This is a genomic window from Streptomyces sp. NPDC006294 (genome assembly GCF_042870895.1).
Classification (GTDB): domain Bacteria; phylum Actinomycetota; class Actinomycetes; order Streptomycetales; family Streptomycetaceae; genus Streptomyces.
Genome location: NZ_JBIAHV010000008.1, coordinates 191,136 through 203,730, shown reverse-complemented (window position 1 = coordinate 203,730; position 12,595 = coordinate 191,136). Strand labels below are relative to the sequence as shown.

At 69.9% G+C, this 12,595-nt stretch carries 16 protein-coding genes; 11 read left to right on the top strand and 5 right to left on the bottom strand.

Annotation, left to right across the window (positions count from 1 at the left end):
* Positions 1 to 30 precede the first annotated feature (30 nt).
* On the top strand, positions 31 to 1,347 hold the full coding sequence (locus tag ACFYOP_RS16480; protein ID WP_356898017.1) for a protein kinase: 1,317 nt from the start codon (positions 31 to 33) through the stop codon (positions 1,345 to 1,347).
* A 33-nt stretch (positions 1,348 to 1,380) separates the two neighbouring features.
* On the opposite strand, the gene ACFYOP_RS16475 is transcribed toward ACFYOP_RS16480, so the two are convergent.
* The 5 genes from ACFYOP_RS16475 to ACFYOP_RS16455 all read right to left on the bottom strand — a co-directional run bounded on the left by ACFYOP_RS16475 (position 1,381) and on the right by ACFYOP_RS16455 (position 5,837).
* Complete coding sequence (locus tag ACFYOP_RS16475; RefSeq protein ID WP_356898016.1) at positions 1,381 to 2,805, bottom strand: hypothetical protein; 1,425 nt, start codon at positions 2,803 to 2,805, stop codon at positions 1,381 to 1,383.
* A 307-nt stretch (positions 2,806 to 3,112) separates the two neighbouring features.
* The gene (locus ACFYOP_RS16470) at positions 3,113 to 3,247 is read right to left on the bottom strand and encodes a DLW-39 family protein (protein ID WP_003958712.1); all 135 of its coding nucleotides are present in this window, start codon (positions 3,245 to 3,247) and stop codon (positions 3,113 to 3,115) included.
* Between the two features lie 302 nt (positions 3,248 to 3,549).
* Positions 3,550 to 4,914 carry a tyrosine-type recombinase/integrase gene (gene xerC / locus ACFYOP_RS16465; protein WP_356898015.1) on the bottom strand — a complete coding sequence of 455 codons (1,365 nt, stop codon included), beginning with the start codon at positions 4,912 to 4,914 and terminating at the stop codon, positions 3,550 to 3,552.
* A gap of 82 nt (positions 4,915 to 4,996) precedes the next feature.
* Positions 4,997 to 5,233, bottom strand: a complete 237-nt coding sequence (locus tag ACFYOP_RS16460; RefSeq protein ID WP_356898014.1) for a hypothetical protein — start codon at positions 5,231 to 5,233, stop codon at positions 4,997 to 4,999.
* Between the two features lie 184 nt (positions 5,234 to 5,417).
* Complete coding sequence (locus ACFYOP_RS16455) at positions 5,418 to 5,837, bottom strand: transcriptional regulator (protein ID WP_356898013.1); 420 nt, start codon at positions 5,835 to 5,837, stop codon at positions 5,418 to 5,420.
* A gap of 229 nt (positions 5,838 to 6,066) precedes the next feature.
* Here ACFYOP_RS16455 and ACFYOP_RS16450 point away from each other — a divergent pair, with 229 nt between their 5' ends.
* The 10 genes from ACFYOP_RS16450 to ACFYOP_RS16405 all read left to right on the top strand — a co-directional run bounded on the left by ACFYOP_RS16450 (position 6,067) and on the right by ACFYOP_RS16405 (position 12,594).
* A complete protein-coding gene (locus tag ACFYOP_RS16450) occupies positions 6,067 to 6,555 on the top strand; it encodes a hypothetical protein (protein WP_356898012.1) in 489 nt (162 codons plus the stop codon).
* Between the two features lie 86 nt (positions 6,556 to 6,641).
* A complete protein-coding gene (locus ACFYOP_RS16445) occupies positions 6,642 to 7,241 on the top strand; it encodes an RNA polymerase sigma factor (RefSeq protein ID WP_356898011.1) in 600 nt (199 codons plus the stop codon).
* Positions 7,238 to 7,549, top strand: coding sequence for a hypothetical protein (locus ACFYOP_RS16440; protein ID WP_356898010.1), 312 nt, complete (start codon positions 7,238 to 7,240; stop codon positions 7,547 to 7,549). Before ACFYOP_RS16445 ends, ACFYOP_RS16440 begins: the two co-directional genes overlap by 4 nt.
* Positions 7,546 to 8,310: a BN159_2729 family protein gene (locus ACFYOP_RS16435; protein ID WP_356898009.1), complete on the top strand. Its 765-nt coding sequence runs from the start codon at positions 7,546 to 7,548 to the stop codon at positions 8,308 to 8,310. The genes ACFYOP_RS16440 and ACFYOP_RS16435 overlap by 4 nt, the downstream gene beginning before the upstream one ends.
* On the top strand, positions 8,307 to 8,924 hold the full coding sequence (locus ACFYOP_RS16430) for a hypothetical protein (protein WP_356898008.1): 618 nt from the start codon (positions 8,307 to 8,309) through the stop codon (positions 8,922 to 8,924). The genes ACFYOP_RS16435 and ACFYOP_RS16430 overlap by 4 nt, the downstream gene beginning before the upstream one ends.
* Complete coding sequence (locus tag ACFYOP_RS16425; RefSeq protein WP_356898007.1) at positions 8,921 to 9,217, top strand: hypothetical protein; 297 nt, start codon at positions 8,921 to 8,923, stop codon at positions 9,215 to 9,217. Before ACFYOP_RS16430 ends, ACFYOP_RS16425 begins: the two co-directional genes overlap by 4 nt.
* Positions 9,214 to 10,479, top strand: a complete 1,266-nt coding sequence (locus tag ACFYOP_RS16420) for an AAA family ATPase (protein ID WP_356898006.1) — start codon at positions 9,214 to 9,216, stop codon at positions 10,477 to 10,479. The genes ACFYOP_RS16425 and ACFYOP_RS16420 overlap by 4 nt, the downstream gene beginning before the upstream one ends.
* Before the next feature lie 74 nt (positions 10,480 to 10,553).
* The gene (locus tag ACFYOP_RS16415) at positions 10,554 to 12,029 is read left to right on the top strand and encodes a UvrD-helicase domain-containing protein (protein ID WP_356898005.1); all 1,476 of its coding nucleotides are present in this window, start codon (positions 10,554 to 10,556) and stop codon (positions 12,027 to 12,029) included.
* Positions 12,026 to 12,316, top strand: a complete 291-nt coding sequence (locus tag ACFYOP_RS16410; RefSeq protein ID WP_356898004.1) for a hypothetical protein — start codon at positions 12,026 to 12,028, stop codon at positions 12,314 to 12,316. The genes ACFYOP_RS16415 and ACFYOP_RS16410 overlap by 4 nt, the downstream gene beginning before the upstream one ends.
* The gene (locus tag ACFYOP_RS16405; RefSeq protein ID WP_356898003.1) at positions 12,313 to 12,594 is read left to right on the top strand and encodes a WhiB family transcriptional regulator; all 282 of its coding nucleotides are present in this window, start codon (positions 12,313 to 12,315) and stop codon (positions 12,592 to 12,594) included. The genes ACFYOP_RS16410 and ACFYOP_RS16405 overlap by 4 nt, the downstream gene beginning before the upstream one ends.
* The last annotated feature ends 1 nt before the right edge of the window (position 12,595 follow it).

Here is a 12,595-nt window from a genome sequence, read left to right as displayed (position 1 = left end):
CACAAGGAACCGGGGAGCTGGCGCAGCACAATGGGTGAGGTCTTCGCTGGTCGGTACGAACTGATCGACCCGATCGGACGCGGTGGCGTCGGCGCGGTGTGGCGTGCCTGGGACCACCGCCGTCGCCGCTATGTGGCGGCGAAGGTTCTGCAGCAGAGCGACGCGCACACCCTGCTCCGCTTCGTGCGTGAGCAGGCGCTTCGGATCGATCACCCCCATGTCCTCGCCCCGGCCAGCTGGGCCGCGGACGACGACAAGGTGCTGTTCACCATGGAGCTGGTGAGCGGCGGCTCCCTGGCCCATGTCATCGGTGACTACGGGCCGCTCCCGCCGCGGTTCGTGTGCACCCTGCTCGATCAGCTGCTCTCCGGACTCGCCGCGGTGCACGCGGAGGGGGTCGTGCACCGCGACATCAAGCCGGCCAACATCCTGATGGAGGCGACCGGGAAGGGGCGGCCCCACCTCAGGGTCTCCGACTTCGGGATCTCCATGCGCAAGGGCGAGCCCCGGCTGACCGAGACCAACTATGTGGTGGGGACGCCCGGTTACTTCGCGCCGGAGCAGATGCTCGGCGCGGAGCCGGACTTCACCGCCGACCTCTTCGCGGCGGGCCTGGTCGCCCTCTATCTGCTGCAGGGCAGAAAGCCGGACTCCCAGGCCCTGGTCGAGCACTTCGCCGAGCACGGCACACCGAGCGCCCCTCACGGGATTCCGGAGCCGCTCTGGCAGGTGATCGCGGGGCTGCTGCAGCCCGATCCGCAGGCGCGGTTCCGCAGCGCCACAGGAGCGCGCAAGGCGCTCACGACGGCCGTGGAGCTGCTCCCCGAGCCCGCGCCGGGCGAGGAGCCCGTCGAGGTCTTCGACCAACTCGGCCCGCTCCCCGCGGGCTTCGGCCCGAACGGCCCCGAGGCAGCGCAGCAGGCCCCCGGCCAGGGCGCGCCCGTGCAGCAGCCCGCTCCGCCCTCGGAGACAGGCAGCTTCCATCTGGCCCCACCACCTCAGCAGCCACCCGCACAGCCGCCGCACACCCCTCAGCCGCACCCCGCTCAGCCGCATCCGCCGACCGCGATGCCCGCCGTGGGCGAGTCCACGCCGAGCCCGACACAGCTCTCCCCCTCCGCTCCTGTCGCGGCACATACGGTCTCCCCCCTGCAAACTCAGCAGACCCAGCCGGCGCCGCCGTCGTTCGGCGGCCCCGCTACTCATACGTACACCGCTCACGCGCCTCAGGTTCCACAGCCAGGCGCCGGAAAGCGGCCGGGACCGCCCCCGAAGGTCGCGGTCCCGGTGCTGCTCGTCGCCGTGCTCTGCTTCGCGGTGGGGATCTGGGCGCTGACCCAGGTCTGACCCACCACGCTTCCCGCCGGCCTCCGCGGCCGGTCAGTGCCCTTGCGGGGGCCCGTGCTGCCCGTACCCGTACTGCTGCTGCGCGTGGCCCTGGTGGAACCCCTGGACAGCGTCCTGCGCAAGGCCCTGGGGCCCGGGCTGTCCCGGCAGGGCGAAGGCCGCCGGTTCCGCGCCCTGCTGAGTACCGCGCCGGGCCAGCAGCGTCCAGACGCCGAGGCCCAGCACCAGCAGGGTCCCGAGGCCGATCCCCCCGACCGCGAGGAGCATCATGCTGTCGCCCGTCGCGGCCTCCTCGGCGCTCTTGCCGGTCTCGGCCGCCTCCTGGTCGTCCTCGGTGACCTCGAAGTCGCCGGCCGGGCCGGCGTAGGCGGGAGCCTTCCCCGGCTCACCCTTGACGTTCACCCGGAGCGTCAGCGGCACCGGGCCCTTGCCGTACTCCTCCGCGATCTTCGGGTTGAGCGTGACGGAGAGGTAGTACCAGCCGGCGAACCTCATGGCACCGGCCGAATCGTCGGAGTCGTAGCGGTTCTCGTACGCCACGGGCGGCAGCGGGTCCAGCGAGACGGTCTTCTGCTTGCCGTCGTAGTACATGCTGGACTCGTCGTCGACGAAGCCCCTCGCGGGGTTGTACAGCGCGAGCACTAGGGCGTTGCTGACGCTCTTCGCCCCGTCACCGGCCGGGCTGTTGGCGAGGTCGGCGCCGGCGAAGATCTGCTGTCCCCAGTCGACCGGCACCCGGTAGAAGAGCGTCTCGCCGGGCTTGATGCTGTCCTGCCACTCGCCCTCGCCGAGGCCGGTGGAGTCGTGGAAGCTGGTGCCGCCGTGACGCCGCTGCGGCCCGCTCGTCGGCGCCGCGGGAGAGGCGGAGGACCAGCTCTCGGGAGCCTCGGTGGGGCCGGCGGCCTTCAGCCCCGGCTCGGAGGCGTAACGGAGCTCGACGTCCCACGTCTCCTGGCTGGACTCCTTGCCACCGGACCGCTCCAGCACCACGTAGTAGGCGCCTGCCTGCTGACAGCTGTTGCTGTCCTTCTCGATCCGCCGGCTCGCGTAGTTGGCCACCGGCCGGGCATAGCCCGCGGAACCGAACGCGGCGTCGCCGTCGCTGCACTCCGATCCCGACTTGTCCTCGATGCTCACCTCGAGCTTGTCGAGGTACCCGACCTTCGTGCCCGGCTCGGGGACGGCCACCGCGGACACGAAGGCGTTGGACTTGTCGTCCAGGTTGATGCGGTAGTAGAGCTTCTCGCCCGGCTCGATCGAGTCCTTGTACGTCGAACCGGCCGTCAGCTCGGGGCCGTTGATGTTGACCGGATCGCCCTCGACGGGCTTCGCCTCGCTGTCGAAGACGTAGGGGCTCGGCTCCCCCGCCGCCCACGACTGTCCCGGCAGCGTGGCCATCACGCATGCCGCCGCCACCCCGGCGAGCGCCACCCGGCCCCTGCCGCGCTGCCTCTTCACGCGCTTCTCCCTGTGGTCGACGAGTCCGCCGGGTAGCCGGTCGGCCCGGTGCCATCCTGCCCCGGCCGCCCCTCCGCTGTCTGCGCGCGCGGGCGAATCGCCCCGCTTGTCCGCCCACGACTTGTCCGCGTCCCGCCGGCCGGCGACGCGACCCTTCCTCCGGCGGCGCACACCACATCCCACGGGATTTGCGTAAGCAAGCGAATTCTTCACCGAAGCGAATCAGGCTCTTCCGGAAGCGGCCGGGAACAGCACAGAGCCCCAGCCGCTTCCGCGGCCGGGGCCCCTGTACAAGAAACGCTGCGTCTCACACACCCGAACCTGCGGGCACGGAGTCGGTCGCCTCCGTCCACAGATCCTGCTCGGCGCGATCCGCCTGGATCTGGCGGTACACGAGGAGCCCGCCGATGGCGGCCAGTGCGACCAGGAGAAGCTTCTTCACCGCGCGACCTCGTCTTTCCTTGACGTATGAGGACTTCTGGCGCCCGACTATACACACCGACCGATACCGATCGGTGACCTGCGCCCGGCGGCGGCCGGCTCATGCCGCGCCCCAACTCCGGTGGCCGACAAAGCACCAGGCCCGGCCGGAGAATCTCCGGCCGGGCCTGGTCTTGCTGTGGGGCTAACAGGATTTGAACCTGTGGCCTCATCCTTATCAGGGCCTGGGCCAAAATCTGCGTCGCCGCTGGTCCGCGAAGTGCCTGCTCGCGCAGCATCTACACGCTTCTACATCCGCAAACGTCATGCGACCCCCGCCCGACGTACGCCGGTTCCGGACTCGTTCCGGACTCCGCCGGACTCCCCTGCCACCATCCTGAGCTGGACCTGATCAGGCGCAGCTCCCTCGAGGGCGGCGAGCACCTGGCCCGCGTAGTCCGCCGACGCGTGGGTGTAGAGCCAGGTGACCTCGCCCGCCCGCTCGTGCCCGAGGATCTCCTGAGTGATGGCCTCCGGGACCCCGAGCGCGTGGAGGCGGGACGCGAAGGTGTGCCGCTGATCGTGGAAGTCCGGCCACCAGTCGGTGCGCTTCCGCTCCTCCTTATATACGCGCCCCGATTCCGGGTGCTCGACATCCTCCATCCACTTCTTCACGGTCTTCCGGGCGATGCCGGCCTTCTCGATCGCGTCGACCCAGCGTCGACGAACGCTGCTCCGGCGCAGCGGCGCCCGGTACCGCTCACCCTCGCCGCCGGCCTTCTTCGTGCCGCGGCGGACGGAGTTCCGGCCGTGGAAGACGAGCTCCTCGGTGCGCAGGCCGTCGCCCGGCTCGGACGTCGCCCGGCTCGCGTCCGGCTCGGCGATCCACAGCTCGCGGAGCAGCTGCACCGCGGTCTCAGTCAGCGGCACCGTCCGCAGGCCAGCGTCCGACTTCGGGTACGCCTTCCGCTTGACGTGGCCGCGCGGCTCGATCAAGACCTCCCGGACCTGGATCCGCCGGGAAACAAGGTCGACTCGGCACCAGCGGAGACCGGCCAGCTCGCCGAAGCGGAGTCCAGTCTCCTCGGCGAGCTGCTGCACAGGCCGCAGATAGTCGGGGAGCTGCTCGCGCACGAGGGCGAGCTGGTCGCTCGTCGGCGGCCGCCGGTCGTCCGGGTGCACCCCCTTGCCGCTCGGCAGTTTGATGCCGTCGCATGGGTTGAAGGGGATGCGCCGGTCGTGCTTGGCCGCGGTCATCATCCGGTCGAGGATCTGGAAGGCCTTGGTGACCGAGCTCGCTGCGAGGGGGCCGCCGTTCCCGTCCCAGATCGAGTTCACCCAGTTCTGGACGTCGAGCCAGGTGATGTCCACCAGGCGCATGGTGCCGAAGCGCTTCTCGACGTGGTTGCGCCAGGACCGGCCGTCCCGGTCGATGGTGTTCTCCTCCAGCTGCGCGGTCTGCGACTCCCACCAGAGCCCGTGCCACTTCGTCAGCGTGACCTCGCCGCGCGCGGGGTCGATCCACCTGCGCTCGCGAATCTCCGTCCGAGTGCGTTCCAGGAAGGCGATCGCCTCGTCCTCGGTCTCAAAGTTCCTGCCACGCTCGCGCTGGCCGGGCGGCGTGAACCTCGCCTGCCAGCTGCCCGTGCAGTCTTTCGTCTTCGGCCGATCGCCCGGGTACTTGGCCATGCACAACTTGCAGCCGCAGGCCTTCGAGCGGATCTGGCGCGGGTTTGCTGTAGTGCTCCTACGACCCACGATGTGTCCTTGATCAGAGTGTGGTGGTGCCGGCGACCGCGGCCTGCTCGCCCGGGAGGTACACGGGGTCGCCGCAGAAGCAGGTGAGGCCGGCGCTTTCCGGTGCGCCAAGGTCGATCGTCAGGAGCGCGTGCAGTTCTCTGATCAGCTCGTGGGTGTGGGTTCCCCGCTGGACGGTGATGGTGACGTCGTCCGGGTCCCAGATGGCGATCTCTGACTGTGCGTCGACCTCGTCGATGCGAATACACACAGGTGTCCCCCAGGGATGCGCGTAGAGACGGCATTTGCCCGATGCGGGAGGACAGCGGGAGCCTGAGGCTACCCCTGCGTGAAGGATCTGTGGAGGGGATTTGGCATATGCAAGATTTGAATTTTTCAGTGACTCTACGTCAAGAAAATTCACCTCTCAGTTAGGCAACCCTGACCTAGCGGAATCAGGCACGCACTGACTGTTGCAGCAGCTTCGCGTGCTCGAGGAGCGCGCGCTGCGAGGTGGCGGGCAACTCTCTGTAAATCCGGAGGAGATGCTTCTCGCGTTCCTCATCGGCCGGCCCAGGCACGGGGCGCCCCACGGATGCGAGCAACTGCGCAACGGTGACGTCGGCCCCCCACCTACACAGGACGTCGGCCAGGCTGCGGAGCGTCTCTGGTGCAATGCGGCTCGTGCCGCGAGTGCGAGAGAGCCATGCGTTGAGGGTCGGATAGGCGACGCCGGCCTCGGTCGCGAGGTCCTTCTGTGTCTTGCCAGGGATCTCCTCGATGAGGCGCGTCAGTATGGCCGCCAGGTCCTCGCTGGCTGCGAGGTCCTCGGCGGGGTGGTCGGTCTCGCCGGGGTCGAGCTGGGGCTTGTTCACGGTTAGAGGATCGGCCATCCGCATCTACATATGCAAGTAGATCGAGAGGTCGTAACCCTTATTTGACGGTGCACCCGGCGTATCTACACGCCCCTGTGCGCCCCCCTGTGCCCCACGAACACGCTGGCGTGAACCGCTTGACCAAATCTGCATCTACATGCAGACTGTAGATAGAGCAGGTCACAGGGACCCACTTACCCCACTACGGCCGAAAGGCCGGAGGTCAACCATGCGACGACTGGACAACGGAGCCCCGCTGCGGGACGCCATGAAGGCGTCCGGGCTGAGCGTCCCGCGCCTCGCCGCCAAGACGAGGGAAGTCGACCCCGCCGGCAAGGGCATCAGCGCCGCGTACGTCGGCTTCATCGTCGGCCAGGGCGAGACCGCCCGCGAAGAGTGCAGCGACCGGGCCGCGCAGCTCATTGCAGCCGCGCTCAGCAGGGGGCTGGACGAGCTCTTCGAGACGGTCGTTTTCACGCTCCGAGAATCTACATCTACATCGAGATCGCAGAGTAGGGAATCCCAGAAGCCGCTGCCCGAGCAGCTGATGAAGCAGCCCGAGCTCGCCGGCTTCCTGCGGAAGTCCATGAGCTGGATCGACAAGCAGATCCAGGTCGATCCCGAGTTCCCCGTGCTCTACGCGGGCCGCAGCCGGCGCTTCGACCCCCAGCAGGTCCTCGACTACCTGGGCTCGAAGCGCAAGGCGAACGCCGCCTGAAGCACCGAGGGGGCCGCCCCGTAACCGCCAAGTCCCGGGACGACCCCCGACCAACCACCCCGATCACCGAGAACAGGAGGCCAGCCGTGATCCACGGTAGCCCCGAGATCAACCCGCCGGAGGCGGCACCGGAGCCAGAGCTCCTCGTCCGCGCCCGCGCCGGCGACTCCGAGGCGTTCGCTGCTCTGTACAACGAGCACCACGCCGCGGTGTCCCGCCTCATCAAGGGACGAGTCCGCGACCGCCACCTCGCCGAAGACCTCACCCAGGACGTCTTCGTCCGCGCACTGCGCCGGATCAACACGTTCACCTGGCAGGGCCGCGACGTCGGCAACTGGCTGTGCATCATCGCCCGCAACATCGTCACCGACTACTACAAGTCGAGCCGCTACCGCCGCGAATGGACGACCGACGAGGTCTTCTCCACGGACACGGTCGCGAGCGCCGAAGACCTCGCGCTCCGGCACCTGGAGATCGACGACGTCTGCGACAGCGTGACGGGCGCCATCGCCGCGCTCACCAGCCAGCAACGGACGGTCGTCACGCACCGGTACCTGGAGGAGCTGTCGGTCGCGGACACCGCGGCGGTCATGGGCTGCTCCGTGGGCGCGGTCAAGACCATGTCGTGGCGGGCGTTCCGCTCCCTGGGGCGCGAGCTGCGTAGCACCGGGGCGGTGGCAGCGTGAGCGAGACCGTCCTGCGCCTGCCACTCGGCGAGCAGGCCCGCCCCCTGGCGGTCCTCGCCGACATCGCGGCCAGCAACCCCGGTCTCCCGGGCGCCTACATGGTGTTCCAGTCCATCGGCACCGCGGACATCCGGGTTCAGCTGGAGTGGCCCTCTGAACTGGAGATTTGGCGTCAGGCATTGGGCGTGCCCGTGGCCGATGTCTCGATCGATCGAGGCCGACTCCGGTTTACGACGCATCTGCACGGTGTCCCCGTCGAGGTCTACGCGGGCGCAGAGCTCACTGCACTCGCTGGGGGTGTGGCGTGAACAAGAACCTTCCCCAGGCAGCGAAGCTGATCCGCGAGACGGTCGGCTGCTCCGAGACGTACGCGCAGACCGTCGCGCACGAGCTGAACAAGGCCGGCCTCCTGGTCGACCCGGAGCGCTCGTACGGCGTGATCCTGCACCGCCGGGCCACGGGTGGCTGGTCACCGGATCCGCGCACCGAGCTGGAGACCCAGGCCCTCGCATGGGACGCCTCCTGCCGCCGCGCAGCCGAGCTCGCCACCCGCATTCGTACGGAGTGCGGCGAGGGCCGCGGTCTGCTGCGCGTGCAGGAGCAGGGCGACCGGCTGCTCGTGACCGTCCAGGTGACGGCCCAGGAGCAGTGGGCCGCGTGGCGGACCTACCTCGGCGTGACGACCGACGAGCCGCAGACGCTCGAGTACGCGCACGTCGTCTCCGGGCACCGGGACGGTGTCGCGGTGTCGCTGGTGGCGTACGACGTCCAGCAGGTCGAGGCCCGGACCGCAGCCGCCGCCCGGATGCCGTACCGCCACGGCGGAGTCGTCTACGACCTGGCGCTCCCACAGAGGGACAGCCAGGGCGACATCTGGGACTACGCCGGGTGCCGGAAGGACGGGGTCCCGCTGCTGCACCACCGCGATGTCGACGCGGGGTTGCGCTGCTCGCTGCCGAACGTCGTCGATCTCGTCGGCCCCCTGCTGCCGGTCCGGGACGACGAGCCGGTCCCGGGTGTGCGCGAGACCGTCGCGGCCGCGGCCGCCGAGGGCGGTGAGCGCGCGTGAACACGAAGAAGCTGAACGCGGCGGCCAAGGTGATCCTGGCCGCGCAGGGCAAGGACCGGACCCCGATGGGTATCGCGATGGCCCTCGAATCCACTGGTGTGCTCGGCGAGTTCGTCGGCTGCTCGCGCGGCGGATGCCTCCGCGGCGAGTGGGGGAACAAGGCTGCCGAGCGCGGCTGGGAGCAGGACGGCGACGGCTGGTTGTGCCCGCAGTGCGCAGCGAACGCTGCCGACCGTGCGGATCTCCTCGCCAGCGCCGAGCAGCCGCCGGCCCTGGTCGAGTTCGCGGTCGACGGCGAGGTGACGCTGGAAGGCTGGTCGCTCGTCGACCTGGCGCCGGACTACTACGGGACCGCGTACCGGCAGCTCGGCGGCTGGCTGCCGTCGGACCAGGCCCGCTCGATCGCGCACGGAACGAACGAGCTGGTGCGTGCTGACCTGCCGGGGGCCGAGTCGATCGCCACTCCGGTGAACGTGACGGTCGAATCCAAGGCGTACGGCGACGGCCGGAACTTCATCAAAATCCAGTGGCCGCACCAGAAGTACCCGGCCGACTGGCACGACACCCTGCGCCGGACGGGCAAGCTGCCCGCCCCGATCGGCGGTGCCCGATGAGCGCCTACGCCCGCATCTTCCAGGGCCTCGTCGCAGGCGGCATGTCCGCCGACTCCGCGGCCGCCGAGCTCGCCCAGCTGCGAGCCGAGACCGGCCAGGAGCTCGCCGCCGGCCTCCGCACGCACGCCACCGAGGTCCACGCCCTACAGCCGAACGACAGCCACGCCATCGCCCGCAAGCGCAAGACCCGGTTCGGCGCGATGCAGCGAGCTGCGGACTGGGTCATCGCCGCGACCGTCACCGGCCGCCTCACCACCACCCCGCCCCCGCGCACCAACCGGAGCACCTCGTGACGACGTTCACCTTCGCCCCCGCCACCCGCGAAACGGCCAAGGCCCGCATCGGCCTCCAAGGCCCTGGCGGCAGCGGCAAGACCAAGACCGCGCTTCGCCTCGCCGAGACCCTCGCCGCCGGCGGTCCGATCGGAGTGGTCGACACCGAGCGCGGCTCAGCCCTCAAGTACGCCCCCGTCCCGGGGCGGCCGGACCTCGGAGGGCACGAGTTCATGCACCTCCCGATGAGCTTCTGCAGCCCGGAGAACCTCATCGCCGCGGTCAGGGCCGCCGAGGAAGCCCGGATCGCGGTCCTGCTGGTCGACAGCTGGTCGCACTTCTGGGCAGGCAAGGGCGGCCTCCTCGCCCGCGTCGACGAGGAGGCCAAGAAGGGCGGAAGCGGCGGCAAGTTCACCGCCTGGGGCCCGGTGAACAACCTGGAGCAGGACATGCTCGACGCCCTGCTCGGCTTCCCCGGCCACGTCATCGTCACCATGCGGACGAAGAACGACTACGAGATGGAGGGCAAGAAGGTCACGAAGGTCGGCGTGAAGACCGTCCAGCGCGAAGGCGCGGAGTACGAGGTCGACGTCGTGATCGACATGATCGAGGGCACGGGCACCGTCACCAAGACCCGGTACGACGGCCTGGCCGGCATCTCGGTCCACCACCCCGGCCCGGAGCTCGCGGAGACGATCCTGGAGCAGCTCGGCCAGGGCGTCGATGCGGTGCAGGTCATCCTCGACGAGCTGACGGCCGAGGGTCTGACGTACGAGGGTGCGCTCGCCCTGCACGGCCGGGCCGCATCGCGGGGCCTGCTGACCACCGGCACACTGCACCCGAAGACGGGGGAGCCGATCCAGGTCGGCGCGCTGATCGCGGAGTACGGAACCGCGCTGAAGCCGGGCCTGGCGTCGGTCGCGGCCGTCCCGCCGGCAAACACGGCTCCGCCTGAGGCACCCCAGGCCTCGGCCGAGCAGCAGGCGCAGTCCGCCCCTGCCCAGCAGGGAGCGACCCCAGTCACCCCGCCTCAGATGCGGATGATGCACGCCTGCTTCTCCAAGGTCGGACTCGGCGCGAAGGACCAGCGCGAACGGCGGCTCCAGGCGACCGCGTTGATCATCGGCCGCCCGATCGGCTCCGCGAACGAGCTCACCGTCGACGAAGCCAAGACCCTCCTCGACACGCTCACGCTCTACGGCGACCGCGAGAACCCGGTCGGCGACTTCGCCGACATGCTCGTCGGCCTCGCAGACACCGGTAGCCACGCCGACGCCGCCTGATCCACCACTGACCGCGGGCCCGCCCCGACCCCATGCGGGACGGGCCCGCACCCCCAGAAAGGAGGTGCACCACAGTGGTGGACCCCACCCCGGAACAGCGCGACGCCATCGACTCGTACGGCGACGGAATCGACCTGGTCCTCCAGGCCGGCGCGGGCTGCGGCAAGTCCTCGACGCTCAAGATGATCGCCGCCAGCGACCGGCGACGCCGCATGACGTACGTCGCCTACAACCGATCGATCGCCGCCGACGCCTCGCGCAGCTTCCCGTCCACAGTCCTGTGCAAAACCGGTCACGGCCTCGCCTTCGACCAGCGCTACGGCGCCCGGCTCCAGCGGCCGCGCCAGACCGCCCACCAGGCCGCGCAGGCCCTCGACGTCCGCACAGTCCTCAACATCATCGGCGCCACCCCCGCCATCTCGACCGACCTCAACATGCCGAAGGCCATGACGTCGAAGGTCATCATGCGGGCGGCCCTCGACACCGTGGCCCGCTGGTGCCACAGCGCGGATACCGAGATCACAGCCCGGCACATCCCCCGGTATGACGGCCTGACGAAGAAGGAGCCCCGCGCGCAGCTCGCCGCTCTGGTGCTGCCCGTCGCCCGCGCCGCGTGGGAGGACCTGCTCCGCGAGGACGGCGTGCTCAACCTGAGCCACGACCACTACCTCAAGATGTGGGCCCTGTCCGGGCCGAAGCTGCCCACGGACGTGGTGCTGCTCGACGAGGCGCAGGACACCAACGACGTCCTGTCCGCCGTGCTCCTGGCGCAGGACCACGCGCAGCGGATCGCCGTCGGCGACTCCGCCCAGCAGATCTACAGCTGGCGCGGCGCGAACGACGCCCTGGCCAAGTTCGTGAACGAGCTCGGGGCACCCGAGCTGACGCTCTCGCAGTCCTTCCGCTTCGGCCAGGCCATCGCCGACGAGGCGAACCTGTGGCTCCGCACCATCGACGCCCCGCTGCGCCTTACCGGCTTCGACGCCTGCAACTCGACGGTCGGGCCGGTCGAGGATCCCGACGCAATCCTCTGCCGCACCAACTCCGGCGCCATGGGCATCGTCATGGAGGGCCTGGAGGCCGGCCGGAAGGTCGCCCTCGTCGGCGGGGGCGGCGACATCAAGCGCCTCGCCTGGGCCGCCGAGGCACTCCAGGACGGACGGCCGACGGACCACCCCGAGTTCATGGCCTTCCCGTCCTGGGACGCGGTGCGCGAGTACGCCGAGGAGGAGGACGGCTCCCTCAAGGTCCTGGTGAAGCTCATCGATGAGCACGGCACGGACCAGATCGTCGCGGCCGCGGACGGGCTGTGCTCGGAGCAGCAGGCCGAGCTGGTCGTCAGCACGGCGCACAAGGCCAAGGGCCGCGAGTGGCCGCGCGTACGGATCCACTCCGACTTCCGCGCGCCGAAGCCCGACCAGAAGACCGGTCACATCCTGCTCCCGAAGGAGGAGGGACGCCTCGCGTACGTAGCGGTCACCCGGGCCCGCGAGGTCCTCGACAGCGCCGCGCTCGCCTGGGTCCACACCATCACGGCGGTGACGGCATGAGCGACCTCTTCTTCTGGATCGGCGCCGTCTTCATCACCGGCTGGTTCCTCCTGCTCTTCTGCGGCGCGGCTCTGCTCGTCATCGGCCACCGCGCCCTGGCCACTGGCGACAAGGAGCCAGACGCCGAGTTCGCCAGCGGCTACATGGCCACATTCGAGCCGATGCGAGACGCCTTCGCGACCGCCCACCTCGAGACCGAGCCCGGCGGCCCGTCCGCAGACCTCGTCCACTGCTGGTCGATCTGGCCCGACGCCCCTCTCGCCGCAGAACAGGACGGCGCCTCATGATCCAGGACACGAACTGGCAGCTCGCCGCCTGCCTCGGCGAGGACCCCGAGATCTGGTTCAGGGAGCGGAGCCGGACGGTCGATGGCGTGGCCGACACCCGGTACGCCAAGGACGTCTGCCACAACTGCCTGATCCAGTCGGAGTGCCTCGACGACGCGATGCGCTTGGAGGGCAGTTCCGGCCTGGAATCCCGCTGGGGTGTCCGCGGTGGCCTGACCGGGCCCGAGAGGTACAACCTGCGTCGCCGCCTCAGCCGCATGAAGTCCGCGGCGGCCTGAC